The sequence below is a fragment of the Acidiferrobacterales bacterium genome (genome assembly GCA_028820695.1).
Lineage (GTDB): Bacteria > Pseudomonadota > Gammaproteobacteria > Arenicellales > JAJDZL01 > JAJDZL01.
Genome location: JAPPIB010000042.1, coordinates 1 through 25,674, shown reverse-complemented (window position 1 = coordinate 25,674; position 25,674 = coordinate 1). Strand labels below are relative to the sequence as shown.

At 50.0% G+C, this 25,674-nt stretch carries 27 protein-coding genes and 1 pseudogene; 5 read left to right on the top strand and 23 right to left on the bottom strand.

Annotated elements, in window-relative coordinates:
* Window positions 1-231, top strand: a complete 231-nt coding sequence (locus OXI60_05875; protein MDE0309345.1) for a sulfurtransferase TusA family protein — start codon at window positions 1-3, stop codon at window positions 229-231.
* A gap of 104 nt (window positions 232-335) precedes the next feature.
* On the opposite strand, the gene OXI60_05870 is transcribed toward OXI60_05875, so the two are convergent.
* From OXI60_05870 to OXI60_05835, 8 genes are all read right to left on the bottom strand, one after another.
* Entirely contained in the window at window positions 336-1,028 is a 693-nt protein-coding gene (locus OXI60_05870; protein ID MDE0309344.1) for an ABC transporter permease subunit, read from the bottom strand.
* 6 nt (window positions 1,029-1,034) lie between these two features.
* Window positions 1,035-1,751: an ABC transporter permease gene (locus OXI60_05865; GenBank protein ID MDE0309343.1), complete on the bottom strand. Its 717-nt coding sequence runs from the start codon at window positions 1,749-1,751 to the stop codon at window positions 1,035-1,037.
* A gap of 85 nt (window positions 1,752-1,836) precedes the next feature.
* Complete coding sequence (locus OXI60_05860; protein MDE0309342.1) at window positions 1,837-2,616, bottom strand: ABC transporter substrate-binding protein; 780 nt, start codon at window positions 2,614-2,616, stop codon at window positions 1,837-1,839.
* A gap of 31 nt (window positions 2,617-2,647) precedes the next feature.
* Window positions 2,648-3,445: an ATP-binding cassette domain-containing protein gene (locus tag OXI60_05855; GenBank protein MDE0309341.1), complete on the bottom strand. Its 798-nt coding sequence runs from the start codon at window positions 3,443-3,445 to the stop codon at window positions 2,648-2,650.
* A gap of 274 nt (window positions 3,446-3,719) precedes the next feature.
* On the bottom strand, window positions 3,720-4,577 hold the full coding sequence (gene pstB / locus OXI60_05850; protein MDE0309340.1) for a phosphate ABC transporter ATP-binding protein PstB: 858 nt from the start codon (window positions 4,575-4,577) through the stop codon (window positions 3,720-3,722).
* Between the two features lie 45 nt (window positions 4,578-4,622).
* Window positions 4,623-5,903 (bottom strand): phosphate ABC transporter permease PstA, encoded by a 1,281-nt coding sequence (gene pstA / locus OXI60_05845; protein MDE0309339.1) that lies wholly within the window; start codon window positions 5,901-5,903, stop codon window positions 4,623-4,625.
* Window positions 5,896-7,287, bottom strand: coding sequence for a phosphate ABC transporter permease subunit PstC (gene pstC / locus OXI60_05840; GenBank protein MDE0309338.1), 1,392 nt, complete (start codon window positions 7,285-7,287; stop codon window positions 5,896-5,898). Before pstC ends, pstA begins: the two co-directional genes overlap by 8 nt.
* A gap of 219 nt (window positions 7,288-7,506) precedes the next feature.
* The gene (locus tag OXI60_05835; GenBank protein MDE0309337.1) at window positions 7,507-8,577 is read right to left on the bottom strand and encodes a substrate-binding domain-containing protein; all 1,071 of its coding nucleotides are present in this window, start codon (window positions 8,575-8,577) and stop codon (window positions 7,507-7,509) included.
* A gap of 561 nt (window positions 8,578-9,138) precedes the next feature.
* Between OXI60_05835 and phoU the strand changes: the two genes are divergently transcribed.
* The gene (gene phoU / locus OXI60_05830; protein MDE0309336.1) at window positions 9,139-9,834 is read left to right on the top strand and encodes a phosphate signaling complex protein PhoU; all 696 of its coding nucleotides are present in this window, start codon (window positions 9,139-9,141) and stop codon (window positions 9,832-9,834) included.
* A 2-nt stretch (window positions 9,835-9,836) separates the two neighbouring features.
* Here phoU and OXI60_05825 read toward each other — a convergent pair whose 3' ends face one another.
* The 9 genes from OXI60_05825 to OXI60_05785 all read right to left on the bottom strand — a co-directional run bounded on the left by OXI60_05825 (window position 9,837) and on the right by OXI60_05785 (window position 18,532).
* A complete protein-coding gene (locus OXI60_05825; protein ID MDE0309335.1) occupies window positions 9,837-10,700 on the bottom strand; it encodes a DUF3530 family protein in 864 nt (287 codons plus the stop codon).
* Window positions 10,657-10,959, bottom strand: coding sequence for a hypothetical protein (locus OXI60_05820; protein ID MDE0309334.1), 303 nt, complete (start codon window positions 10,957-10,959; stop codon window positions 10,657-10,659). The genes OXI60_05825 and OXI60_05820 overlap by 44 nt, the downstream gene beginning before the upstream one ends.
* 277 nt (window positions 10,960-11,236) lie before the next feature.
* The gene (locus tag OXI60_05815; GenBank protein ID MDE0309333.1) at window positions 11,237-11,515 is read right to left on the bottom strand and encodes a hypothetical protein; all 279 of its coding nucleotides are present in this window, start codon (window positions 11,513-11,515) and stop codon (window positions 11,237-11,239) included.
* Window positions 11,516-11,527: 12 nt separating this feature from the next.
* A complete protein-coding gene (locus OXI60_05810) occupies window positions 11,528-12,334 on the bottom strand; it encodes a cold shock domain-containing protein (GenBank protein ID MDE0309332.1) in 807 nt (268 codons plus the stop codon).
* 3 nt (window positions 12,335-12,337) lie between these two features.
* On the bottom strand, window positions 12,338-13,492 hold the full coding sequence (locus OXI60_05805) for a hypothetical protein (protein MDE0309331.1): 1,155 nt from the start codon (window positions 13,490-13,492) through the stop codon (window positions 12,338-12,340).
* 57 nt (window positions 13,493-13,549) lie between these two features.
* On the bottom strand, window positions 13,550-14,398 hold the full coding sequence (locus OXI60_05800) for a corrinoid protein (protein ID MDE0309330.1): 849 nt from the start codon (window positions 14,396-14,398) through the stop codon (window positions 13,550-13,552).
* Between the two features lie 27 nt (window positions 14,399-14,425).
* Entirely contained in the window at window positions 14,426-15,799 is a 1,374-nt protein-coding gene (locus OXI60_05795; GenBank protein MDE0309329.1) for a hypothetical protein, read from the bottom strand.
* A 52-nt stretch (window positions 15,800-15,851) separates the two neighbouring features.
* Entirely contained in the window at window positions 15,852-16,406 is a 555-nt protein-coding gene (locus tag OXI60_05790; protein ID MDE0309328.1) for a 4Fe-4S dicluster domain-containing protein, read from the bottom strand.
* Between the two features lie 17 nt (window positions 16,407-16,423).
* Window positions 16,424-18,532: a molybdopterin-dependent oxidoreductase gene (locus OXI60_05785; GenBank protein ID MDE0309327.1), complete on the bottom strand. Its 2,109-nt coding sequence runs from the start codon at window positions 18,530-18,532 to the stop codon at window positions 16,424-16,426.
* Window positions 18,533-18,776: 244 nt separating this feature from the next.
* On the opposite strand from OXI60_05785, the gene OXI60_05780 reads away from it, so the two are divergent.
* Window positions 18,777-19,358, top strand: a complete 582-nt coding sequence (locus tag OXI60_05780) for a hypothetical protein (GenBank protein MDE0309326.1) — start codon at window positions 18,777-18,779, stop codon at window positions 19,356-19,358.
* Here the strand turns inward: OXI60_05780 and OXI60_05775 are convergent.
* The 6 genes and pseudogenes from OXI60_05775 to OXI60_05750 all read right to left on the bottom strand — a co-directional run bounded on the left by OXI60_05775 (window position 19,355) and on the right by OXI60_05750 (window position 24,519).
* Window positions 19,355-20,527: an O-succinylhomoserine sulfhydrylase gene (locus OXI60_05775; protein ID MDE0309325.1), complete on the bottom strand. Its 1,173-nt coding sequence runs from the start codon at window positions 20,525-20,527 to the stop codon at window positions 19,355-19,357. The genes OXI60_05780 and OXI60_05775 overlap by 4 nt on opposite strands.
* 417 nt (window positions 20,528-20,944) lie before the next feature.
* On the bottom strand, window positions 20,945-21,196 hold the full coding sequence (locus OXI60_05770; protein ID MDE0309324.1) for a hypothetical protein: 252 nt from the start codon (window positions 21,194-21,196) through the stop codon (window positions 20,945-20,947).
* A gap of 72 nt (window positions 21,197-21,268) precedes the next feature.
* Window positions 21,269-21,424 carry a hypothetical protein gene (locus OXI60_05765; GenBank protein MDE0309323.1) on the bottom strand — a complete coding sequence of 52 codons (156 nt, stop codon included), beginning with the start codon at window positions 21,422-21,424 and terminating at the stop codon, window positions 21,269-21,271.
* Between the two features lie 1,403 nt (window positions 21,425-22,827).
* Window positions 22,828-23,514: a hypothetical protein gene (locus tag OXI60_05760; GenBank protein ID MDE0309322.1), complete on the bottom strand. Its 687-nt coding sequence runs from the start codon at window positions 23,512-23,514 to the stop codon at window positions 22,828-22,830.
* Between the two features lie 484 nt (window positions 23,515-23,998).
* Complete coding sequence (locus OXI60_05755) at window positions 23,999-24,304, bottom strand: HigA family addiction module antitoxin (protein ID MDE0309321.1); 306 nt, start codon at window positions 24,302-24,304, stop codon at window positions 23,999-24,001.
* 17 nt (window positions 24,305-24,321) lie between these two features.
* Window positions 24,322-24,519, bottom strand: a pseudogene (locus OXI60_05750) (type II toxin-antitoxin system RelE/ParE family toxin).
* Window positions 24,520-24,778: 259 nt separating this feature from the next.
* On the opposite strand from OXI60_05750, the gene OXI60_05745 reads away from it, so the two are divergent.
* Window positions 24,779-25,036 carry a hypothetical protein gene (locus tag OXI60_05745; GenBank protein ID MDE0309320.1) on the top strand — a complete coding sequence of 86 codons (258 nt, stop codon included), beginning with the start codon at window positions 24,779-24,781 and terminating at the stop codon, window positions 25,034-25,036.
* On the top strand, window positions 25,033-25,410 hold the full coding sequence (locus OXI60_05740) for a PIN domain-containing protein (GenBank protein MDE0309319.1): 378 nt from the start codon (window positions 25,033-25,035) through the stop codon (window positions 25,408-25,410). Before OXI60_05745 ends, OXI60_05740 begins: the two co-directional genes overlap by 4 nt.
* The last annotated feature ends 264 nt before the right edge of the window (window positions 25,411-25,674 follow it).

Here is a 25,674-nt window from a genome sequence, read left to right as displayed (position 1 = left end):
ATGCCAGATCAGGTACTTGATACAAAAGGATTAAACTGCCCTTTGCCGATACTCAAGGCAAAAAAGGAAATCGCCGGGATGAATTCCGGGCAAACATTGGAAGTACATTCAACCGACCCCGGGTCGGTGATGGACTTTGAGGCTTTGTGTCGACAGACCGGCCACAAACTACTTGAGTCCAGTCAGGAAAATGGAGTCTATATCTTCTTACTCGAAAAATCAGGCGCTTGACAAGTTGAGCGAATTTTTCGACCGTTCTTTGACCTAACCGCTACAGAAGTTACACGTATAAGTGAATAGCAGTCTTTATGTGACGCGGACAGAATAAACGTTTCTCAGGAATCTCTCTGTCGCAAATGAGCGTGCCATCGAAACTCAACTCGCTTGAATATCCAGATGATCGCAAAGGTGAGTATCAGATAGAATACGCCCGCAGTTATGAAAGACTCAAACGGTACGAAATGTCTTGAATTGACGATTCTCGCCGCTCCGAACAGGTCAATGATCGTAATCACACCGGCGAGAGCGCTGCCGTGAAGCATGAAGATGACTTCATTTCCGTACGCGGGAAGCGCTCTGCGGAACGAGTTCGGTAAAACGACCCGCCTCATAGCCAACCATTTTGACATTCCACATGCACGTGCGGCTTCAATTTCTCCATAAGGTGTGGCGAGGATTGCGCCTCGTAGAATTTCAGCTGTATAAGCCGCAGTGTTGAGTGCGAACGCAATGAGTGCGCACGTGTACGCCTCCTTGAATATTGGCCAGAAAATACTTTCTCGTAAAGGTTCGAACTGCCCGGCTCCATAATAGATGATGTACATCTGCACAATCAAAGGTGTTCCCCGAAAAAAGTATATGAAGGCTTTCGGCAGGATATATGCAGTCGCACTGTTGCTGCTTGCCAGCAATGCGAGTGGCACTGCCAACACCAATCCCAGGGCGAGAGCCAAGACCACCAGTTGGACTGTGGTAACAAGCCCCTCAAAATAAAGCGGCAGATTGGTTACGATTGCTGCAATATCCATTTGACCTTACGCCTTTCGCACACCCGCGCTATAACGTTTTTCCATCCAACGCAACCCGCCATCCGACACCGCGGTAATGACCAGATACAAAAGCGCGACTACAAAATAAAAGGTAAACGGTTGCCTTAATGATCCCCCGGCCTGCGTAGCACGGAAAACCATATCCTCCAATCCAATCACTGATACCAAGGCAGTTGTCTTCGCCAATACCAGCCAGTTGTTTCCAAATCCCGGTATGGCATGTCTTACACACGCGGGAAAGGTAATTCGGCGAAATACCTGAAGCGAGGTCATGCCGTAGGCAAATCCTGCTTCAATCTCGCCGCGCGGAACCGCCAATATCGCACCTCGGAATGTTTCCGCCATATACGCTCCGAAAATAAATCCGATCGTTATGACACCGGCTGTAAATTCACTGACCTCGATGTAGTCAAGTCCGAGTCTGTCGCCAATGGCATTGACAAGCAACTGTCCACCGAAAAAGATAATGAACATCAGGACTATATCCGGTACACCTCGGATGAGCGTAGTGTACGCACCGGCGACAAGTCGCGCGACTCTGTTGGATGACAACTTTGCTACTGCGCCAAGCATGCCCAACGCAAGTGCTATGAACAGGGAAAAAATCGCGAGTTGAACTGTCAGCAACATGCCTTCGAGAATGAACGGGTAAAGATACCCGCCCAGAAAGCCGCTAAACAATTCGGTCAGAAACTCATGCACTGTGGTATTGATTCAAACAGAGATTGATATGCAGACTGCCAGCCGTCAAGCTGACAGTCTGTATGAAGAGTGTCAGTTCGCCGGCTTACTCACCGTAAACATCGAAATCAAAGTACTTGGCGTTGATTTCCGCGTATACCCCATTGGCTCTGATCGTGGCAATTGCCTTGTTGAACGCTTCCACCAGATCTTCGTCACCTTTTCGAATCGCGATTCCTGCCCCTTCACCGAAATACTTCGGGTCCGAATAACCAGGTCCTACGAATTCCCAATTCTGCCCGTGTTCAGTAGAGAGAAACCCTTCCGCCATGGCAACAGAATCAGCAAGCAACAGATCTACCCGGCCGGAATTTGCATCCAGGTAGGCCTCGTCTTGAGTTCCGTATCGTTTGATATCCACTGTGTCGCCGAATTCACCGGTAAGAAAACCGTCGTGAGTCGTCGCGCGCTGAACACCGACTGTCTTGCCAGCCAACCCCTCTGCGCTGATTTCATTGCCCGCACCTTTCATCTGGGCAAATTTTGCAGGAGTGCTGTAGTATTTGTTTGAGAAAGCAACCTTTTTCTTCCTTTCTTCTGTAATCGACATTGACGCAATTATCGCGTCATATTTTCTCGCAAGCAGTGCTGGAATAATGCCGTCCCAATCCTGCTGAACGAGTGTGCATTCAGCACCAATTTCGTCACATAATGCATTGGCGATATCGATATCGAATCCGTGCAGCTCACCAGTTGTTGTCACAGCACTGAACGGAGGGTAGGCACCCTCAACGCCAATTCTAATCTTGGTCCAGTCTTTCGCTACCGCAATCGCACCCGACATGGAAATTACAAGTGCGACGAAAATTGCTAGTGCTTTTCTCATAGTCATATTCTCCTGAACATTGTTATAAAACTTATTTCAAACTGCCCGACAGGAATTCCTTGAATCGTTCCGATTTTGGGCTATCAAACACCTCAGCTGGCAATCCGTCCTCTTCTACCCTGCCTTGATGCAGAAACATCACTCGATTGGATACTTCTCTGGCAAATCCCATTTCATGGGTAACAACCAACATCGTTGTTCCGTCTTCAGCCAGTCCGCGCATGACACGCAAGACTTCACCGACCAACTCGGGGTCCAGTGCTGAGGTAGGCTCATCAAACAGCATCAAGTCCGGATCCATTGCAAGCGCCCTGGCGATTGCCGCTCTTTGCTGCTGACCGCCGGAAAGGTGCGCCGGGTAATAATCCTTGCGATCAAACAGGCCCACCCTTTGGAGGACAGATTCAGCATGTTCGCGTGCCTCTTTCTTGGGAACTTTCAATACATGGACGGGTGCCTCACAAACATTTTCCATGACCGTCATATGCGACCACAGGTTGAATTGTTGAAAAACCATGGCGAGGCGCGAACGAATGCGATCAACCTGTTTTCTGTCGCTTGGAACAGTCTGGCCGTTTCGCAACTGCTTCATTTCGATCAATTCTCCCTTGACTCGAACAGAGCCAGAGGTGGGAGTCTCCAGCAAATTGATACAGCGCAAGAAGGTGCTCTTTCCTGAACCACTACTTCCGAGAATGGAAATCACATCTTGATCATTGGCGTTCAGGGAGATTCCCTTCAAGACCTCCACGTTACCGAAACTCTTGTGGATATTATCCACTTCCAAAGCGTAAGGCGATTCGGCTGCTTGAACTACTTGACTTGACATATTGACGTTTCGAGTAAAAAAACGAGAATCATTGTATATCAAAGTCATTGCGCAATAGACGCAAATTCGATCAGTCCTTGAAGATCTTCAATTTGACCGTGCTCACTTCGAAAAGTTTTCGGGTTATAGCGGGGAATTGACATGGAATAGATTGACAAAACTGCCTGAAGCGCGCGGTCAACAACTACAGTATCGTGCAAATCACCCGGCGCTTGGAAAAGGAGTCAAATAATCGCAATGCGATCTGCTGGGGAAAACCCCAGATCGACAACAATCAGCCAAACTTTCCGGTGATGTAATCTTCGGTGAGCTGATGCTTGGGGTTGGTAAAGACTTCGCTTGTGTCGCCAAGTTCGATTAATTCACCGAGGTTGAAATATGCCGTTCTCTGCGACACTCTGGCAGCCTGTTGCATTGAGTGCGTCACAATTACGATCGAATATTGTGAACGCAGTTCATCAATCAAGTCCTCAATCCTGGCGGTAGCGATCGGATCCAGTGCGGAACACGGCTCGTCCATCAGTATGACCTCGGGCTGGACTGCGATCGCTCTCGCAATGCATAACCGTTGCTGCTGACCACCAGACAATTCGGTTCCGGAATTCTGAATTCTGTCACTGACTTCAGACAGCAGTCCGACTCTCTCAAGACACGAGTAGACAACTTCATCGGTCTCGGCCTGATTGCTTACCAGACTGTGCAACCGTGGGCCATACGCCACATTGTCGTAGATCGATTTGGGAAATGGATTCGGCTTTTGAAAAACCATCCCCACACGCGCTCGGAGCTCAACTACATCCAATCCACTGCGGTAGACATCCTTGCCGTCGAGCTTGATACTGCCGGTGATCCGACAACCGTCGATGATGTCATTGATCCGATTCAGACATCGCAAGAAGGTTGACTTGCCACATCCTGACGGCCCGATTATTGCCAAAACTTCGTTCGCCCGAATTTCCAGACTCACATCTTTGATGGCATGATTGTCCGAGTAATAGACATCAACATTTTCGACCGTCATACGATTCTCGATGGAACTCTTGCCTGCTTGTGCGGAATCATCGGCACCAAATCTGGAAGTATCGGTATGAATGACAATTCTTTCTTTTTCGGTAACTGCCTCTGTTTCCATTTCCACGTCACTTACCTCCAATGCATGTCTGGCGAAGTGTCAAACCTACCACTTTCTTTCAAATTTGCGTCGTAATATCACTGCTACAACGTTCATTGTGAACAAAAAGCCCAGAAGAATCAATATCGCCCCTGAAGTTTTTTCCAAAAAAGCCCGCTCAGGGCTGTCCGCCCACAGGTAGATCTGTACCGGAAGAGCCGTCGAAGGGTCCAGTAAACCGCCGGGTATGTCCACAATGAATGCGACCATGCCAATCATCAGCAGAGGTGCAGTTTCACCCAAAGCCTGCGCCAATCCGATTATCGTGCCCGTAAGAAATCCCGGCATCGCGAGCGGAACAACTTCCTGTATCACAGTTTGAGTCTTTGATGCTCCAAGTGCAAGCGATCCTTCGCGTATTGATGGAGGAATGGCCCTCAACGCAGCTCGACCAGCGATGATAATCGTCGGAATCGTCATCAGACTCAATACCAGCCCACCCACCAGCGGTACCGATCTGGGCATGCCGAAGAAATTAATGAAGACGGCCAAGCCCAGCAAGCCAAAAACGACCGAGGGCACTGCAGCAAGGTTGTTGATATTGATTTCGATAATGTCTGTAAACCGATTGCGCGGCGCAAATTCCTGTAGATAAACCGCACCGGCCGCACCGACCGGAAAAGATATCAGCAAAGTAACCAAGATCATCAGAAATGACCCTGTCAACGCCCCTCGCAAACCTGCGAGCTCAGGTTCCCTGGAGTCACCAGCGGTCAAGAACAACTTGTTGAACCGACTTTGAATCAATCCGCGATCAACCAACTGATCAAACCAGTCAATCTGATTTTTGGACAAACGAGACCTGCCGTCCCTCCCGATATCGTGCTTGAACAGCATATCGAATTCATCATCCACCGGCACCCACAGTGTCTTCGTCGTGCCGAGAAGTGACGGATCATCTGCAACCAGTCGCTGCAGGATGAAACTGGCTCCGATGCTGACAATTCTCGAGAGTTCCCGTTTCTGCTTGCGCTTGGTAACGTCTGGAAACTGCTTGTACATCGCCTGTTTGATCAATTTGCCATAATTCCCGCCTCGCAGATCGTTTGCATCGATGTCGCCCGAGTCAAAGTGGACCTCCAGTTGGATCTGAGTCTGCCAAAACGAACTGATCCCATTGACCGCAATGCTAGCGAATAGCGAAAAGACAAATATCACGCCCAGTATTACCGCACCGAGGCCATAGCATTTGAAACGCACTTCGGCAGAATTGCGTCTTTTCAGACGCTTTCTGAAGTGAGGACTCTCCCACACCACCTTTGATTGCTGAGCTTCAACGCTATTCATATTGTTCACTATACTTGCGAACGATATACAGTGCCGTAACGTTCAACAGCAGTGTTGCGACAAACAGTGTCAGTCCCAGCGCAAATGCCGCAAGTGTCTTTGCGCTGTCAAATTCCTGGTCGCCAACGAGAAGCGTGACGATTTGCACCGTTACGGTCGTGACCGACTCCAGTGGGTTTACAGTCAGTCTGGCTGCCAGGCCGGCAGCCATCAAGACAATCATCGTTTCTCCAATCGCCCTGGAAACCGCGAGTAGAAGCGATCCTACTATTCCCGGCAGTGCTGCTGGAAGCACGACCTTCTTGATGGTTTCCGACTTCGTTGCCCCGCAAGCCAAAGATGCTTCCCGGATCGACTGCGGCAATGCGGTAATGACATCATCGGTTAGTGACGATACAAATGGAACAATCATAATTCCCATGACCGCACCCGCCGCCAGAGCGCTTTCCTGCGCAATGTCGAGTCCCAGCGTAAAACCAAACTCTCGAAGCAAGGGCGCGACTACAAGTATCGCAAAGAAGCCGTACACTACAGTCGGAACACCTGCAAGGATCTCCAGTGCGGGTTTTGCGAACGAACGGACTTTCGTCGAGGCGTATTCGGCCAGATAAATCGCTGATAGCAAGCCGACCGGCACCGCAACACCCATCGCTACTGCGGCAATAAGCAGTGTCCCAGTAAACAGCGGTACACTTCCAAATAAACCTGACGACCCGACCTGATCCTCTCGAATCGCAATCTGAGGGCTCCACTCGAGTCCAAACAGAAATTCATGTACGGGGACTTTCTGAAAAAACAATATGGCCTCAAACAATACCGATAGAACGATTCCCAGCGTTGTAAAAATTGCAATCAGGGAACTGGCTAGGAGCAACAGCTTGGTGATTGACTCAGCAATTACGCGAGCACGTACTTTTGCGGAGATCAAGACAATGAATATGAAACTGATAATCGCGCCCAGCACCAGTATCGATGCGTTACGCAAGGTGTCGCTTAGATTGACCAGATGCTGATAACGATCTGCTGCTGCGGTCAGGACCTGAACATTCTCTGTCGCAACAAGCTGGCCCGACTGGGCGTAAATCTGGATCTGACTGACCACCCAGTCCTTATCGGCCTGATCAGCGAACTGCATGTCTGCGTAGAATTCGGACAATACCATGCGTAATATGATGCTTTCGTCCACACTGATCCACAAACCAAGCACTGATAGCGCTGGAATCGCGAACAGGGCGGCCGCGACAACGCCGTAATACCTTGGTGCGGAATGCAGATTCCTGATACCTCCGATACCTTCGGCAATTCGCAGTGAACGTTTTTTCGCAATCGCGTAGAACAGCGACGACATCACAAGCATGATGATTGCCAATGTCCAGGCGTTCATGCGCCACTCATCCTGTCATTGATCATTGCAGCAAATTCAAAAGCTTCATTATTCGACCGGTATCGCGCAGACTGCAAATTGCAGACTCTTGTGATCCGAAATGGTAGTTGATGCATTGCCTGACACTCTTGACTTTATGAATCTTGCGGACAAGCTCGACTATCCCGGGTTTTGTCAACCGTTGGTCGAACCAACAATGGTTCACTCCAAACCGTCAATTCAATGGGAAGCGAGTTTGACGGACCTTAGTTCCTTGGCGGCTGTCTTAAACTCAGAACGTTCGGCTTCTGGCATGGGGATCATTCCTTTGTCCACCAGATAGCCGTCATCACCCCAAGCACGCTCGTTGGTAAATTCTGCAACATAGTCCTTGATTCCAGGAATCAGGTTGATGTGTGCAGATTTAACGTAGAAGTACAGGGAGCGAGAGATGGCATAGGAGCCGTCTGCAATATTTTCGAACTCAGGGGCAACGCCATCAATAACAGCGCCTTGTACCAGATCTGAATTCTGATCCAGGAAACTGAATCCGAAAACCCCAAGCGATTGTTTATCCGCGTTCAATTTCTGAACGATGATATTGTCATTTTCACCGGCTTCAACCCACGCACCGTCTTCACGAACAGCGTGACAGATCGACTTGTAGCGCTTCTTGTCAGATATTTCAATTGCCTTGATCCATTCGAAAGTCTCACAACCACCCTCAAGAGCGAGTTCGGCGAATGCATCTCGAGTACCCGATGTCGGTGGTGGTCCGAGAACGCGGATCGCCGCATCAGGTAATTCAGGATTGACATCCTTCCATGTCTTGTAAGGATTTGTGACCAATGTCTCAGAGTCATCCGGCGAAGGAACATGCTTCGCAAGCGCAAGAAAAATCTCTCTTCTCGTCAAAACGAATGGCTCGGCTTCAACTGAATTCGCAATGACAATACCGTCGTACCCGAACTTAACTTCGACGATTCCTGTAATACCACTTTTTGCACAGCGATCGACTTCAGATTGCTTGATCCGCCTTGAGGAATTCGTGATGTCAGGATGCTTGACTCCGATACCTGTACAGAACAGTTTCAGACCGCCGCCGGAGCCTGTCGATTCAATAATTGGAGTTGGATACTCCGTACCGGTTCCAAAACGTTCCGCAACCACCGTTGCAAAAGGATAGACCGTAGAAGATCCAACAATACTGATATAGTCTCGTTCGTCAGCTTGAACAGCCATCGGAAAGGACCCTAGCATCACAGCCAGAACAGTCAGGTAACCCCTGAGATTTGATGCCAAATGGACCATTTCAATCTCCTGAAGAAGAAAATGTCGACCTGTAAGGTCATCAAAAAAGGGTTCAGAAACTAAACAGTTTCATTGGCTAATTTAGCGAAATATTCATGTTTGTCAAGTTTTATTGCCCCTGTGGTTCCAAGACTCCTTTATTCATGGCAGTTTGCCGATCGTAATCGGAACGTGACAGTCAATCGTTCTATAAGGATATTCCTGTTAAATTATGTAACTCTTTTCCAGACAGGGGATTTCGAATGCAACGGCACCCTGCCAGCTGTTCTCGATCGGCTCTTCCGCCGGCATTGGACGCTTGGTGCAACCTTCCGAACGCGTTTTGCCTGCCAACCGTCTGGAGATGAGCGCACTTAATTCATCATTTCATTCGATTTAAACTTGCACAGCCTAAGTGGCGGATAAAGTACAATTAATTAGCAGATCAAAAATCAATGCAGATGATTTCCACAGTGTTGAACTAGACATTCGTCGCCGACCCCCATGTTGGCGTCTCGTGCACAAACTATCTCAACGATGACAATCCAGGTAAAATCAGCACCGATTGTTAATTCGAAAACGATGATATCAGGCCACTATTCAGCAAAGTACGACGTCGAACTCCGACAACTGAGTGACAGAACACTCGAGATGGGGCAACTGATTGAAAAACAGTTGAGGCGCGCAATCCAATCTCTCATTCACGGTGACCGGTTACTCGAACGTGAAGTTTTGGAAACCGAGACAGTGATCAACAATCTTGAAGTCGAGATTGACAGGGAATGTGTCGAGATCCTCGCCCGACGGCAACCGATTGCGAGCGACCTCAGATTCATCATCATGATCATCAAGACGGTGAACGATATGGAACGTATGGGAGACGAGGTGCACCGGGTGTTCGAGATGGGCAGCAGAGTTGTTTCCAATGGCGGAGATTCTCCGCAAGATGATGATATTGAAGAACTGGCTGCACGAGTGCACAAGTTGCTGATTCAGACATTGCGCGTGTTCGAACAGGAAGATGATGCCGGAGCGCTCACCCTGATCAGAAAAGACAAGAAAGTCGACAAGAAGTTTGAAACGACCCTCAAGAAAATAAAAAAATGGATGATGGCCGAGTCGAATTCCGTGCCTGACGCAATTGAGACCCTATGGGCAATTCGTTCACTCGAAAGAATCGGTGACCGACTTTGCAATATTTGCGAGCACGTGATCTTTTATGTCAAGGGTGAGGATATCAGACATCTCGATATTGATGAAATCCTGAAACAGGAGTAACTTCATTCAGGCTTGCGAGCGGCCAGTATCCACTCTCCAACGGTCTCGACCAGAACGTCTTCGTAGTCTTCAAAAAAATGATCCGGTCCCGACAGTTGAATTTGCTGTGACCTGGAATTTCCCGCCGCCACAATCGCCGCAGCCCTTCTGTCAGCTGCATTGATCACGGCCGGGTAGTCCTGATCACCAAAAACATCCAGTACCGGAACGGGAATCGAAGACAACGGAAATTCCTCAAGCATCGGTTGTCCGTAGTCTGTGGCACCCATGCCGATTCCGACATAAGCGTCAAAAGGCACATTATCAATTTCCTTGATCCATCCCATTGTCATGTGGACCGAACAACTATGTGCTACAACCGCTATCCACCCATAATTGCTGTTCATCAGGTAATCAATCCCGACTTGTATTCGAGGGAATGACTCGTCCAGAATCTCAAGGTACTCATAATATTTGGCGTCTTTGGCAAGAACCGGCATCTGGAGTGACAGCGTTGTGATTCCCAATTCGCCAAGACCTTCCCGCAACGGCCCTGCCACCTGCGGCCAATCCGGATGAAAACCCCTGCCATGCAGCAGGAGTACCGCACCATCGAATTCCGAATCTTCCGGCTCAGACAGCAACGACAGAAATTCTCTTTTCCCGTCATTCAGATAGATGACTTCACCATCGAATAAACCGGCGATTGCCTCTTGTGCCAGCCTTTCCTCGCGCTCGTAGTCAGGTTCTCGATCCGCAATTGCAACAGGGCTCGCAACCAACAACAGCATTGCGACCAATACTGGCACTCCGACCATTCCTGTCATTGTTCGATTCTTTCGGTCACTGATGTCTCTTGATGTCGTCAGCCAGGTACTCCTCGTCATGGTTAAGGCACTCAATCCGCGCAGACCTGCTATCCAGCAACTTTGAAATGAAGTCCATGCAGACTGAAGCGAACAACTTTGCCCGTTGTGAGTCATCAAAACAATACTCCCCGTCTATGCAACCAGTCTGTCGGAAGTTCTGTGACAGCAAAGTACCCGCTTCCAGATTCGAATGCAACAGACTCTGTCTTTCCGAAAGCGACTGCTGATGGCGAATTTCCTCAACCAGGTTGTGACGCACGACTACTCGGTAGTACATCGGCTTTCAGACTGCGGCACCCGAGCCGCTCGGAGGCGCATGGCCCATACAGTTCCCGAAACAATATGGCGCATTATCCGATTGCTTGCACCCACACATGTAATACTCACCGGAAATAGGAGCAACAAACTTGATCGGTTTGAAATTCGTACCCCTATGGTTACCGTCGCACCACGGCTGGGTATCGCTTAAGCCGCAACTGCACCACGCGTACAGAACGCCGCACTCAACGTTGACTACATAAGGGGCTTTTTGTGGACATGCGGGTAATTGTGTTTCAGGCATCCGACTGTTCCATGTCATAAAGCGGAAACTCGTACACGCCATCACCGTTGACTTTCACGCCGACAGCTGTGTTGTTATCCAATACGTACCACTTCTCAATGTCCGCTTCCTCGCCCGGCCAAGGCGCAAACAATTCATCGCGGGACGAGCATGGCGCTCCAATGCCAAGCTTGATCTGAATGACCTGGACATCCCTTAGCGGATACGCACCGCAATCGCGATACGAGTCGTCCTGGTCCAGCTGAGGCAGTACGTCCCTTAACGTTGGCACAGAATTCCCACTTTACTGATTCTGGATTTCAACAGCCCTGAATCCGCCGAAACCGTCCTCTACGATTCGATAGGCAACTCGCTGATCGATGTGAAGTTCGCCAAAACCTGCTGATTCAACAGCACTTTTGTGAATGAATACCTTGCGTCCGCTCTCGTCGTCCGTTATATACCCTCCGAAAGGATTTCTTAACGCGTTGTAGATTGCAACGGTACCGGTCGCCGGGCCGGGTTTGAGACCTTTAGTCTGCTTCTTGTCCATGACCTGGCCTGCAGAGTCGACAAGATGCTGCAGGTCTTCGCCCGTAAACGTCGACCATATTTGGACGGCATAGCCGTATACGTCACCTTCGGTCGTATCAATGCTCATGTTCGGCTTGACTTGCGACACATCCGGATATAGCTGCTCGCGTAATGCTTCGTCATCACTGTCGCGCTGTGCAACGCCCTCGCCGATTTGTCGCGTCCGACCACCTCCTTCTTCCCGCCGATGCATCCATCGCTCATTTCTCACTTCATCCCCTGACTTCACGTGGACATAAAAAACGTCATCATGGCTGCCAAGAACAGAGTCTATGAACCGGCTTTCCAATATCACGACAGGATCAGGCCAGGACAGCATTGACCGTGTACGCTCATCGAGCTGTTTATGAAAATCCAGGTCGACTTCGTTACCATTTGCCAGCTTGTGCATGAGCGCCTGGGTCGTTACGGCTTCCCCCCGGCTTGCGAGTTTGTAGCCGGTCAGACGAGATATTGCGCGTGCAACATCCGATTTCAGACAACATGTCTTACCATAAATTGCGATAACTTTGCTCATTTGTCAATCCATCTCTACTTCTGAATTCAACTTGCCACCGGTACGCATTGCCAGCCCCCTGATCGAATGCATTCGCTTGCTCGACAGTATCCTCTTCTGCGAAGTGATTATCCTTCCGATAGGCGTCGCACACGAGTGTATCAGCCGGAACGCCGGCACATAGACAATAAATGCCAGCGAGCCAAATACGTGAAAATACCAAATTGGCGTATAGATACCAACCAGCAAATTCACATTTTCACCCATAATCAACATCAGTGCAAATCCGACAAATGAATAACCGCTGCCATCAGGCGCACCATCGGTCGCGAAACGGGCCGCCTCAACTACAAAACCGCTGAAAACGACCAGGAAAAGAAACAGGACTGATGGCGTATCGGCAAATTTCTGCTCCTGAGTCCCGCCGGCCTTGACACGCCACATAAATGACATTAAACACCCTGCCAGCACCATGAAACCAAAGAATTCAAAGGCGAAATCGAAGGCCAATCGCACCGGATGCCCCGGAATTTCCCAGATGTCGATCATTCCGAACGCAGGGATACCCTCACGAACGAAAACCGCAATGATCTCAACCCCGAACAGCAATACGAATCCCCAATAGATCAGAGTATGCCGGAGCCAGCGAAATCCGCTGACCGAAAGCAGGCTTGTATGCAGGACTACATCCATCACAAACGTCTTGCGCGCAGCTTCCGGTTCTGCATGTTCCCGGCTGATGTGCTGACGATATCGGACCCAGCTTGGACGATTTTTCTGTACGAGAATCCGATACAGTCCGATATCGAACAGGGCTAACGTCGCCAATGCCAGAGGGCCGAACAGCATCCATCTTAATTCGACATTACCGGCCAACCCTTCGGCAACGTAATATCCAGACAGATCGAAAACCGCAATCACATATAGCCAACCGCCTGCCCATAGCAACCACCTGAGTGCGCCGGTCAGTGATTCTGTGGAGAATCTACGGGTAAAAACGAGCAGTGCTGTCGCAACCACTCCGGCAGTGATCAGACACACTGAAACCAACAGCAAGCCATATCCGGACCCGGCTCCGAACTGTCCGGACAGCTTGAGGGTAAACATCACTACGCCCGCAACCAGCGGCAGAAACGTGCGCCTTAGCTGGCGCCGAAGCTCGTGGGCAGTCTTATCCATCTGTCAGATCAAATCCATAAACCGGACTCGGAATCGACGACTGGACAATAAGTCGGCTCAGCCCGCCGCAGCCGCCGCTTTGGCTGCCTGTTCCGCGGTTCTCTCTGCATCCATTGCAAGCAACGCAGTGTGCAAGGCAGGATCCCCGCCCTTGATGTCCTGATATTCCTGAACGCAGGCTTTGGCCTTTTCAACTGCGACCAAGGCATCAACACCATAGGCGTCTGCACCGATCTTGTCGCACCAGGCCTGACTTATCGGTGCGCCTCCGACAAACACCTTCACGTCAGAGCGAAGTCCTTCGCCTGAGATCTGCTTGATGGTTTCCCACTGCATGTTCATCGTCGTTGTGAGAAGCGCCGAAAATCCAACAATCTGGGGGTTGTGCTCGCGAATCGCAGCAATAAAATCCTCTGGCGGGACTGTGACTCCGAGATCAATCACTGTAAAGCCCGCCGCCTCGAGCATCATCGCGACGATCTTCTTTCCGATATCGTGCAAGTCACCCTGAACGGTGCCGACCACGACAGTTCCGATGTCCTCGGATTTCTCAGCGATGATCAGCGGCTTGAGAATTCCGAGCGCAGCATGCATGCACTTCGCAGACATCATGACTTCAGGAAGAAAATACTCATCCATCTTGAAGCGTCGCCCGACTTCGGCAATGCCGGTTGCCATTGGACCGGCAACCAGAGTTCTGGGTGAGACGTCCGAGTCGAGCGCCGGGTGAATCAGATCGGATGTATCTTCGTGCTCCCCGTCAATAATGTTCCACTCGATTTCATGAAACAACTCCTTGATCTCCTGTGGTGCATCGGACCACCTGTCAGTTTCCAAAGAGTCCTCATAGTCGTATTGAAGATCTTCAAGATCCCATTCTTTTTCCGTCTCAATAAATAGAGCCATATCAGTTATCTACCAAGGAACAAAAACTTACGCCGCTTTGCGAACCGGTCGCCGTCTTCGCTTGCGCTCGCCAGACCATGGTTCATACCCCTCACCAGTATCCGCTCCGGGTGGCGGTTCACTGGGCAGAGGATACACGCCATAGCTTCTTGCTTCTTCAATCATTGCCAGAACATTCTGAGTGGGAACATCGTGTTCCAGCCGATGTGACGAACTGAGGAGGAAACCGCCGCCGTGGCCCATTTCCCAAATTCTCTGACGAACCTCGTTACGGACATCTTCGACACTTCCCCATGGAAGGGTTTCCTGCACATCAATGCCGCCATAAAAGAACATTTCCTTGCCGAGCTGTCTTTTCTTGGCTGCCGGATTGGAGTGCCGCGCCACTTTCGGCGGCAGGCTGTCATACCCATCGACTCCCGACTCAATCAATCCACGCATGAATGGCTCTGGAATCGCACCACAGCTGTGAAACTGAATCTTACCCAATGGATTTTTCTTCAGGTAGTATTCCTTGATTTCTCTGAACGCCCGGATATAGTGAGGTTTGACCTGACGGTCAAACATCCGAAGCGAGAGAAAGGCAGTCTTCTCGCTGGCCAGATCTTCCGGACTCATCCGCAACCAGTCCAGGTACTCACCACACTCGTCGATGATTGCCTTGTTGAAGTCGATCTCAATATCGGTCAGGCGTGTCAGCATGGCTTCCAGGAAATCCGGGGACTCGATGAAGTCCGAAAAGATTTTCGCATATCCAACCATGTATTTGGCCTGTTCGAAAATTCCGCCGCGGCCGCCCTGACCCAACAATGCGAAGGGAGTCTCCTCATGAATGAACTTGCAGTATTCGCGCAATGTCATTCCGGGTATCGGTGCATCCTCAAGGCACGAGTCATCCCATGGATCCGGCCAGGGAAATTCGTCCAGAATTCTCAGCCCTTCTTCAAGCGGCGCGCTGGTCGCGTGAAACAGCGGGTATCCGATCATTTCGTAATAGCCGCCCTGTTCGTGGGGTGTCCACTTGCGAATGACACCCCATTCATCTACGTTGATGTCCATATCCGGGGGTGGGATTCCCATATCGAAGGGAATCTCGTCGAACGCGATTTCCCGAAAACCCGGTGAGCCGCCGGGTGTGCCAATCGCAATCCGCATGAAATCGACATCCAATTCATAGGCCACGTCAAGTTCGAAACTGACGTCGGTTGTCCAAGTGGTTGAGCCAGTCCGATAATCTTTCGGATCGGCTTTATAGTCCATACCAATCCCCTTTCGCAGGTTCTGGTATCCCTCAATTGTCCCCCACAAACCGACCGGAACAAGATCAGGTTCGCGCAGATGCAAGGCATCAATCACCCGCTTTCTTTGCGGGGGGATCGCCTTACCGATAATTTCAGCCATGGAATGTCACCTCGGGCGGTTCATATTCGAGTCTTGGCCCATACTGATGTGGTCAGCTACCGGGTCCGAATCTTGCGGCAGCATCTGTCACCATTCCCGGAAATCCCTGTGCTGCCAGACGCTTCGCCGCAGTCGCACGATTTTCGGTTGCCAATTTTGTCATCGGCCCGGAGGAGATCGCATTGGTCGGACAGATTTCCTCACAGGCACGAGGCATGTCAAGCGGTCTTTCCCTGCCTGGAGTCTGGCAGAAATTACATTTTTCCATTTTGCCGGCGGTCGCACTCAATTGAGGCGCATTGAACGGGCAGGCAAAAGTGCAGAATCCACATCCAATACAAGTGTTCTCATCAACGGTCACAATGCCGTTTTCAACACTTTTGGAAATTGCACCGACCGGACAGGCGTTCTGGCATGGTGCATCGCCACAATGCATGCATGCCATTGAAACATTCATCGCCGTGACATTTGGGAACACTCCCGATTCGATCTTGACGACTTCCCGCCAGCGCGGACCGATATCAATCTCGTTCCAGGACTTGCATGCGATCTCACAGGCGTGACACTTCACGCATCTGTGATGATCGAAATAAAATCCATGTTGCATTCCAATATCCTCCAGCGTTACGCTGCCCGAATGCGAACTTTACACTCGTTATAGCAGTTCGCACCGGTTATCGGGTTGGTATAAATGTCCATCAGATTGTTTGAATGGGCACCGTGGCCCTTGGCGGTCGAACCCATCGCCCAATGTCCGAATCCGTGGCCATGACGGACGCTGACGCAGCCCGGCACCAGACCCTCAACGACTTTCGCCTTGATTTCGATCTTGTCTTTCGGCGACTCAAGTATCACCATCGTGTCATCTGCAATTCCGTATTGTGCCGCATCCTTGCTGTTGATTTCCACCCAGTTCTCTCCACATATCTCCATCAGATACGGATTGTTCTGGGTTACGATGTTGCAATGCATGCTCAGTTTTGAATGGGTCAGTTGCAATGGATACTCCTCGTCCGGTATCACGCTGCGCTCCGTGTATTCGGGATACCCGCTGAATCCGGCTTCTACGTAAGCACTCGAATGAATCTCGATTTTTCCGGATGGAGTCGGAAGCCCTTCGGGAACCCGGTTGTAACGGATCTCACCGGCCCAGAATCCCTTGCCTTTCAGTTCTTCCAGGGACATCGGCACTGTTTCCATCATGACTTCGCCCCAGTCTTCCCAGGTTTCGTAGGGGAAATACTCTCCCCAGCCCATCTTCTGTGCGATACCCTTGGCAATTTCATAGGGCGGCTGAGACTCCCCGACCGGTGCGACAACCGGTTGACACAGAACAACCTGCGGACCCAGCCACATACCCTGACGGATTTCAGCCTGCTCATAGAATGAGGTTTCGGGAAGGACAATATCGCATTCCAGTGCGGTTTCACTCATGTAGAGTTCACACGCGACCGCAAGCTCAAGATGTCTGAACATCTCGATAACACGGTCTCGGTTCGGATCACTCATCACCGGATTGGTGGCGTGAACGAACAACCCCTTCACAGGATACGGATTGCCATCGATGACGGCATCAGGCAACTTTGAATTGGGAAGATCCGGAGCCAGGGGATATCCCATTTCCGCATGCAGCGGGCCCTTGGAAGGGGCTGTCTTGGCCTCATCCGGAATAACGACTGGCAGCCCGAGAGGCGCCCAATCCTTGAGATGTAGATTTCCAGGCTTGTCGACTTCACCACAAATGGCATTCAAGGCATAACATGCCCTTCCGGCGTCCGCTCCGTTGGTGTAGTAGCCCGAGCCCTTGAAGATTGCCGACATGGCTGGCTTGGTCGTCGCGAACTCTCTCGCCAGGCGTTCTATTGTCTGCTTGCTGACGCCGCAGATCGACTCGGCCCATTGAGGGGAATATCCCTTGTCCTGAAGATGATCGCGAAACCCATCGAAACCGTTGCAGTAGTTGTTGGCAAAATCCTGATCATACAGACGATTACTGACAATGCTGTGACACATTGCCAGTGCCAGCGCACCGTCGGTTCCCGGATTAATGGGTATCCACTCATCCGCTTTTTGGGCAGTTTCGGTGAAATTCGGATCAACCACCACCAATTTACACCCATTTTTCTTTGCGTCGATCAATGCCCGACTTTCCCACAGTCCCTGATTGGCCCCTAGATTGTTCATGCCCCAGAGCATGACATACCTCGAATTTGCGAAGTCGTGCATTGGAAATACATGTCCGAACATTGTCAGACACGCTGACCTGCGGTCCTGCTCGCATCCTGATGTATGCGCATACATATTCGGCGAACCATACAATTCGCCGAGCAAATGCCGGTAGAACTGGGTGTTGGGGTCATGATGGCAAGTCAGCGCAACTGCTTCCGGACCATATTGGTCAGCGATGGAACGCAGCTTGTCCGCGATATAGGAATATGCCTCATCCCAGGAGATGCGCTGAAACTTTCCGGGTTCCCCTTTCGGGTTGGTTCGAAGCATCGGGTACTTCAGACGATCTGGGTCCCGGGTTACGTACCAGCTGGCCATACCCTTGGCACATCTTGAGCCGATATTGTTTGGCGATTCGGGATTACCTTTGTGATAGACAATTTTCCCGTCGCGCACGAACACTTCGGTTGGACACTGCCAAGGACAGGTATAGCAGAAGCTTTTGATCACCTCTGCGTTCTTTATTGCGGCTAAGCGTGGGCCTAAGTCATCCCCATTACTCATATAATGCCTTCTCCCCTACCACACTCGTGACAGTCAAGTTCACTTTATTGATTTGAAATTATTCTGGGATGGTGGTATCTGAATATCGATAGATTCTATTGTACGTTATTCAATCAAGATGGAAATATATCACAAATAATTCCGGGTGAGCGTGCGGTGAATCTCGAACTGTCGCTGGTAATTTCATTGAATGAGCATGTCAACTTTCCGTATTTGCACAGCGCATATGGCCGGAGCGATCCAGATGCTTCACCACATTCGCGCGCTATCGATACCGATTCTGACCGAAGAGTTTCGACTCGAACTTCTTGAAGAGGCACAAAGCTATCCGCTTCGCTACATCAACAATTCGATGGGACGCGGTAAGAATGAAGTGAGACAGGAAATGTTTCTACAAACTCAACTGTGCATGAATGGTGCCTTCGGTGAGCTTGTGCGTGACTTTCAGACTCTTTTCAACGACAGTATTGCAGGATGTGATCTGTTTGACGCTGACGTTGTTTTCAACGACTGGATCATACAAAAATATGTGCCTGGCTGTATCGGCATCACACCACATCGTGACCGAACCGACTACCGGCATATGATTTGTCTTTTCGTACTCTCAGGGCACGGGAGATTCCATATCAGCCGGGACCGAGTGAAGACGGGCTCAATGGAAGTTGTGAACTTACCCGGTGACGTAATACTGATGCCGGGTCCGGGCTTCAAGGGAATGTCTCATAGGCCATTCCACTATCTTGAGGATGTTACGACGGATCGGTGGATATTCGGTTTGCGTCATGATGAGACACGACTGAGCGGCAATCATGACAGTTCAGGTTAGCCCAGGCCAGCCCGTAAGTCAGCGATCAGGTCGTCTGCGTCCTCGAGTCCAATCGACAGTCGAATCAGTCCATCGGTAATGCCAGCCCGTTTCCGGTCTTCGGGTTGGATTCGCGCGTGTGTAGTCGATGCTGAATGGTTGACCGTGCTTTTGGCATCACCCAGATTTCCGGTGATTGAGAACACTTCCAATCGATCTATGAGATTCCAGGCGGCAGACTTCCCACCGTCAACCTCAAACGAAAGAATCGCCCCGAAGTCACTTTGCTGTTGTTTTGCGAGCTCATGACCGGAATGACCAATCAGACCCGGATAATGCACCTGAGTGACATTCGGCTGGGCATTCAGCCAATTTGCGACTTTCAATGCACTGGCACAGGATTCGGACATTCTGATCGCCAGAGTTTCCAGGCCCTTGAGGAAAATCCATGCGTTGAATGGGCTCATACAAGGTCCAGCGGTACGCAAGAACCCGACTATGCGGTCCGCGATATCAGATTCGTTCGTGACTACTGCACCCCCGACAGCCCTGCCCTGACCATCGAGAAACTTGGTGGCGGAGTACACGACGACATCGGCTCCCAGTTCCAATGGTCGTTGCAGTGCCGGTGTACATGCAGCGTTGTCGACCACCACGATGCAATCGCCTTTTTCGCGTGAGACAGCGGCCAGTTCGGCTATATCGACGATCTCGCAAAGCGGGTTTGACGGAGACTCCACAAATATCAACCTGGTATTGTTGCGCAACTTCTCCCGCCAGTCCTGAGCATCGGTCGGAGAGATGAATGTCGTTTCGATATCGAACCTGGTTAGAATGTTGGAAAACAGATTGACAGTCGAGCCAAACAGGCCACGCCCGGCAAGAATGTGGTCACCGGATTTCAATGTAGTCATGCATATTGCGAGAATCGCGGCCATACCGGATGCGGTTCCGCTGCAGAAATGCGCGTTTTCCAACTTCGACAGTCGGTTCTCGAACGCCCGGGTAGTCGGATTGGTAAACCTGGAATAGACATTGCCGGGTTCTGTCTCGGCGAACCGGCTAGCAGCCTCAGCCGAGTCCCTGAATACGAAACTTGAGGTCGCGAATATCGGATCGCTGTGCTCGTTCTCCTCGGTTCTGGACTGACCTGCCCTGACTGCTCTCGTCTTGAATCCTTTACCATCCATTGCAATTACCTCGTCTGGCGCCTGGAGGGAACTGAAAGGATTACTCGAGGTACCGCTTTAGCCCTGAACTTATTCGCGCCGGCAAGCTGATCATCAAATCAACGCGAGAAGCCCTTTTGGAATCCCGTTGCTCGGGCATGACTCCAATTTAACGACTGGCGCTGAGGTCCTTTGACATACATGCGCTGGTCTGTTTCGGTCCGGGCTTACACTGGACCGCACTTACAGCTACTGCTGAGTGAGAGGTATTTTACCTGAAATCTCCAATTTCCGTCGAGGTTTGCTAACGGCGGACTATGGAGATTCGTGTTCGAAAAATCCGGTTTGATACTTACGGTTGCAAGAAGAACTTGTTTGCCATCTGTCAGATACGAGCAGTAAGAGGATTTGGGACGGTTTGTTTCGACGACAAACGAATCAGCCCGCCCTCGCAATGGCTCGCCAGGCTTTTTTTCTGGCCATCGCCTGTCCACTTTCAACGACCAGCTGGCTGACCTTGGCGAGAAGCTCAGGGCTGAGCAGCTTGATGTTGTCTGCAATCGTCTGCCGCTCGTAGACATGCTCAAGCACACCGTGGCCCATCATCTTGCGAACCAAGCTGTCGTGATTCGCGATATGGGTGAGCCGGTCGTAGTCACAGCCCAAACCCTGTTTGAGGATCGCGAGCACCAAGATGCGCCAAAGCTCCATGCCGGGACGCCCGGTGTCCTTGCGCGCTGTGGGATTGACTTCCGCTTCAAGCTACGCAAACAGTTTGTCTCGCGTCGGGGTGTCGGTATCAAGGTGTTGCAGGCCAATCAGCAAGGCCGGGATGTCGTCTCTGGATTTCGGATTGATGACGATATCGCTGATGTAACTGGCGCCAAGTTCATACTGTGTGGATTCGACTTTTCGCATGGTATTTGCCTGAAGATTTTGCCAAAATCGCATGCATCAGGTGTTTTTAGTTCGTTTAGGCGGAAAATCGGCTTGAACTGGAGTACTTTCGGTGCCGCTTGTCTGCCCCTACGTCATTGTTATGATTAACATAACTATACCATTTATGGTTTTCTGACAGACACGAATTAAGGATTCATTGCCAAGTAGTGGATTGAATTAGATTCAGGAATGAAATGGGATTGAGGAGAAAGTTTACCAATTCCATCCAAATTCAGTGCATTACTGTGCTGACCTTAATGGTCCGATACTGATGAATCAAATGCAGCTCGCAATTCTCCTTTGCTGCTTGAATATCTCAGTTCTTTCAATTTGGCGAATTTTGACCGACTCAAAGTGTCGGCATACGGGTATCCCAGAATCAGTTCATGTTTCCACCAAAAAAATCTTGACTGTGCCGGATAGGATCATATATATTGACAGGTAATTACCCCTGTGGTTTCGAGCGCAGGGTGCGGGGCTTCCTTGTGAAGCCCCTGCTTTTTTCTAACGTAGAGCAAAAATTCTTACACATATCTACATTGACGGATTCAATCTATTTTACGGGTCGCTAAAAGACACCCCGTACAAATGGCTTGATCTTTCGGGATTGTTTCATGATCTCTTGCCGTCTGACCATAACATCCTGAAAATCAAGTATTCCACAGCGCGAGTTCAATCACGTCCCGATGACCAATCCATACCACAGCGTCAAGATGTCTATCTACGAGCCTTAACGTCATTTTGCCACGAAGTTGAGATAATTTACGGACGGTTTCAAACAAAAATTAAACGTGTACCATTGGCATACCCCGGCAATGGACCCAGAACTGCCGAAATAATTCGTACTGAAGAAAAGGGATCAGATGTGAATCTCGCTGTGCACATGCTGAATGATGCCTGGATGAACAAGTTCGATTCCGCGGTGGCAGTCACCAACGATAGCGATATTTCAGAGGCTATCCGCATTGTAAAATTGCAACTGCATAAACATATTGGACTAATTACTCCAGGTAAACCAGGCAAAACACATCCATCTTTCCACCTGAATCGATATGCGGACTTTCATTGCCACATTCGAGAACATTCATTGCAAAGGAATCAATTGCCATCTCCAATTCCCGGAACAAATATACAGAAACCCCAAACGTGGTAAACCTAACATTGGAAATATTCTAGACTTGATGGGCCCGGTCGCCAATGTATCCGAACCTCGACTGCCATAGAGGTTCGATTTCAGTTCGTTCGATAACGAAATTGAACGTATCATTCCCCTGGTTTTGAACAAACCGGGTCGTTAACACTGGTCATTCCATTCAACCAGATCATCAATGGAGACATCTAGCACTACTGATATTCGTCGATAAAGAGCTAGTGTGCCACGTTTACGGCGATTCTCGATCTGTGACAGATAACTCTTCGAGACACCGACTTGCTTGGCTAGTGATGACAAATTGATTCCGCAACTCTCTCTCCAAGCTCGCAGCGGTGAGACACCGCTTAATATTGCATTGACAGTTGTCACTTCCGATTAAAACTTTACATCTAGTCCGGTTTAAAGTTTCCACTTTGTGAGTCTGGATGATTTGCCTTTCTGCCTTTTGAACAACCTTGTCCTCCAGTGCGGCAATGCCAAGCGATCGTGTCCCGCCATCGGCTTTGGGTATACTCACCCGCCGTGATGGCAACGCCCGATATGCGCCTGTGTGTACGCGCCGGTGAAGGTCAGCCAACCGACTGTCCAACTCCCGCTCATACTCTTCCCATACAACACCATCAACACCTGTCGCTACATTTTTCTTCAATGAGTAAAACGACCAGCAAAGTGTATCCACCGATATGTGGTGCAACAGCGCAGTGAGTTTCTCCTTCGGATTTCTCTTCACAGCCTGCCGTATCCGCTCCACCGCCTGTGACACGCTCTGCCGCCCCCGTGTGCAGCACGTACTTCGGCTTCGCAGATTCCCTTTGGTTGCAGCCCTTCCCTCGTTCGACTCCGCCAAGGCTTGCGCCTCTTTGTTCGCCGCTGTCATCAGTACTATGCCTGCATCCGACTGGTTTACCCCGTTCATCTTTAAATTCAGAATACCTCCTTTCTTTCAGCGTCCTTGACACGACCGTCAAGGAAAGATAAACCCCTCCCAGGTCCCGACACAGCGCGTGCGCACATTCATCGATTCCCTCGAAACCGCAGAGCTCAGCTGCACCTCACCATTACAGTACAGCCGATATTGCCTTCGGCCACGCTGACAGCCTCGACACTCTGTACATCTTCGTTTTCGATGCTCAATCATCATGGCTATGCGTACCGCTGCCGACACTTCACCAATACCCTCGCGAATATTGGCGCACGGCTCGCGGCGACAGCTTGTGGCTAACATTTACTGTCCATCGGACTTTCACCGACTGCCCTGATGCCAGTTAGCCTGGCGTTCCAGCGTATCCGAACCTCTGCAACCTTCAAATTTAAATTCGAAATTCGCCTGCTTCTAAAGGCATAGGCGGTTCCTGTTCGAGATTACAAGTATCTTGAATCGCCAGGGGTGTGCCGCACTGTCAATTTGCCGCACGCAGTCCCTTACTCGCATCAAGCGTCGGCAACTGGAAAATTTCTGCTCCGTTTTTTTCCTGTGCCAAGCGCAATTCGTAGAGTTTTTGGAGGTTGAGCCAAAACTCTCCAGAAGTTCCAAAGTATCGTCCTAATCTCAAAGCCGTATCACCGGTAATAGAACGCCGACCGTTGAGAATCTCGGTGATGCGGTTCACTGGAACCTCAATCTGACGCGCCAATTCGGCCGCACTCATGCCGAGCTCGTCAAGGTCCTCTCGCAACGTCTCGCCGGGATGGATGGGTTCACGCATAGCAAGTCTCCTCAATTCTAATGATAGTCCACGATTTCAACATCCGTCGGCCCTGAGCTGTCTTCGGGCCACCTGAAACAAAGCCTCCACTGATCATTAATGCGAATGCTCCACTGTCCTTTACGATTCCCTTTGAGCAGCTTAAGATGATTGCCTGGCCTATCAAGGTCGTCAATATTGATCGCGGAATCCAATTGATCCAGTTTGCGTGATGCAGATCTTGCGAAAACTCGGTTTGTTCAAAAACTTTCGAATCGCGTTCATTTACCAGCGAATACGCATACAATAACACGGATTCACAAATTTCATCGTACACAGATTCAATTCAGCGCACCTCCTCATACGGTCAAACGGTTTAATGCGCGAATTGCTATGAAGATCGACAAAAAGTAAAATCTATGGGATTGAAATTTGTGACTATCAAATTCGACGAGAAACAACCAACCTTTAGCAAAGAATTCTACCAACTGCGAAATGACGAAAACCGTAATCGAAATAAGTCACAGTACCCTTAAGAAAGCTGAATCTGCTGCAGATATCCGAGGCATAACTCTCAGTCAACTTGTTTCTGGATTGATAGAGGAGTCAGTTGTTTTGCCATGCCACAAACAGAATGAAAAACCTTGGATGGTTGGCTTTGGGGACTTGGCTGATTTAGCAGAGGAAAACCACAGAATACTCGAACTCATCGAAGAAGAATTCGGTGTTGTTGACGAGAACGACTGTCAATGATTCTGGATACCAACGCTCTATCAGCGTGGGCAGAAGGAATTCAAGCAGTAGAAGAAATTCTTGGCAACGCAAATAGCGTCTCAGTTCCCAGCATCGTCCTAGGCGAATATTATTTTGGCATTCAACAGTCTCGTTACTATGACCGTTATGCACGTTGGCTAAATCTAATCTTACCGAACATTGAAATTGCCTCAGTTGATCGAAGAACTGCTCAATGGTACGCACAGATTCGATTGGAATTGAAGAGGAATGGCACACCCATACCTTCCAATGACACTTGGATTGCCGCCATCGGGAAACAATATGATTCACCCATACTAAGCAACGATACGCACTTAGACCGCGTAATCGGAGTTCATCGTATCGGATTCTAAATTGGTGGGCCCGGTTGGAATGTATTCGAACCATCACCAACATAGCGTTCGAGTTCGCTATACGATGAGAGCCAAGGAGGGCACAAAGGATGGCGGTTAAGTGTAGTAACTTCCTCCCTATCGACGTGTCAATGATCGTTGTTCAATAATCGCACGGCAATCAAGTCCGTTAAGTGTCACTTCCGATTAAAACTTTACATTTATTCCGGTCTTGAACTAAGTTGCGTTCCGCAACAGGTTTATCGGTTATCGACTACCGCTTTC

What these genes read in the sequence shown, in the direction of transcription:
- OXI60_05875 (MDE0309345.1), top strand. Translation starts at nt 1, where the DNA reads ATGCCAGATCAGGTACTTGATACAAAAGGATTAAACTGCCCTTTGCCG.
- OXI60_05870 (MDE0309344.1), bottom strand. Translation starts at nt 1,028, where the DNA reads ATGGATATTGCAGCAATCGTAACCAATCTGCCGCTTTATTTTGAGGGG.
- OXI60_05860 (MDE0309342.1), bottom strand. Translation starts at nt 2,616, where the DNA reads ATGAGAAAAGCACTAGCAATTTTCGTCGCACTTGTAATTTCCATGTCG.
- OXI60_05855 (MDE0309341.1), bottom strand. Translation starts at nt 3,445, where the DNA reads ATGTCAAGTCAAGTAGTTCAAGCAGCCGAATCGCCTTACGCTTTGGAA.
- pstB (MDE0309340.1), bottom strand. Translation starts at nt 4,577, where the DNA reads ATGGAAACAGAGGCAGTTACCGAAAAAGAAAGAATTGTCATTCATACC.
- pstA (MDE0309339.1), bottom strand. Translation starts at nt 5,903, where the DNA reads ATGAATAGCGTTGAAGCTCAGCAATCAAAGGTGGTGTGGGAGAGTCCT.
- pstC (MDE0309338.1), bottom strand. Translation starts at nt 7,287, where the DNA reads ATGAACGCCTGGACATTGGCAATCATCATGCTTGTGATGTCGTCGCTG.
- OXI60_05835 (MDE0309337.1), bottom strand. Translation starts at nt 8,577, where the DNA reads ATGGTCCATTTGGCATCAAATCTCAGGGGTTACCTGACTGTTCTGGCT.
- phoU (MDE0309336.1), top strand. Translation starts at nt 9,139, where the DNA reads ATGATATCAGGCCACTATTCAGCAAAGTACGACGTCGAACTCCGACAA.
- OXI60_05825 (MDE0309335.1), bottom strand. Translation starts at nt 10,700, where the DNA reads ATGACGAGGAGTACCTGGCTGACGACATCAAGAGACATCAGTGACCGA.
- OXI60_05820 (MDE0309334.1), bottom strand. Translation starts at nt 10,959, where the DNA reads ATGTACTACCGAGTAGTCGTGCGTCACAACCTGGTTGAGGAAATTCGC.
- OXI60_05810 (MDE0309332.1), bottom strand. Translation starts at nt 12,334, where the DNA reads ATGAGCAAAGTTATCGCAATTTATGGTAAGACATGTTGTCTGAAATCG.
- OXI60_05805 (MDE0309331.1), bottom strand. Translation starts at nt 13,492, where the DNA reads ATGGATAAGACTGCCCACGAGCTTCGGCGCCAGCTAAGGCGCACGTTT.
- OXI60_05800 (MDE0309330.1), bottom strand. Translation starts at nt 14,398, where the DNA reads ATGGCTCTATTTATTGAGACGGAAAAAGAATGGGATCTTGAAGATCTT.
- OXI60_05795 (MDE0309329.1), bottom strand. Translation starts at nt 15,799, where the DNA reads ATGGCTGAAATTATCGGTAAGGCGATCCCCCCGCAAAGAAAGCGGGTG.
- OXI60_05790 (MDE0309328.1), bottom strand. Translation starts at nt 16,406, where the DNA reads ATGCAACATGGATTTTATTTCGATCATCACAGATGCGTGAAGTGTCAC.
- OXI60_05785 (MDE0309327.1), bottom strand. Translation starts at nt 18,532, where the DNA reads ATGAGTAATGGGGATGACTTAGGCCCACGCTTAGCCGCAATAAAGAAC.
- OXI60_05780 (MDE0309326.1), top strand. Translation starts at nt 18,777, where the DNA reads ATGCTTCACCACATTCGCGCGCTATCGATACCGATTCTGACCGAAGAG.
- OXI60_05775 (MDE0309325.1), bottom strand. Translation starts at nt 20,527, where the DNA reads ATGGATGGTAAAGGATTCAAGACGAGAGCAGTCAGGGCAGGTCAGTCC.
- OXI60_05765 (MDE0309323.1), bottom strand. Translation starts at nt 21,424, where the DNA reads ATGCGAAAAGTCGAATCCACACAGTATGAACTTGGCGCCAGTTACATC.
- OXI60_05760 (MDE0309322.1), bottom strand. Translation starts at nt 23,514, where the DNA reads ATGAACGGGGTAAACCAGTCGGATGCAGGCATAGTACTGATGACAGCG.
- OXI60_05755 (MDE0309321.1), bottom strand. Translation starts at nt 24,304, where the DNA reads ATGCGTGAACCCATCCATCCCGGCGAGACGTTGCGAGAGGACCTTGAC.
- OXI60_05745 (MDE0309320.1), top strand. Translation starts at nt 24,779, where the DNA reads ATGACGAAAACCGTAATCGAAATAAGTCACAGTACCCTTAAGAAAGCT.
- OXI60_05740 (MDE0309319.1), top strand. Translation starts at nt 25,033, where the DNA reads ATGATTCTGGATACCAACGCTCTATCAGCGTGGGCAGAAGGAATTCAA.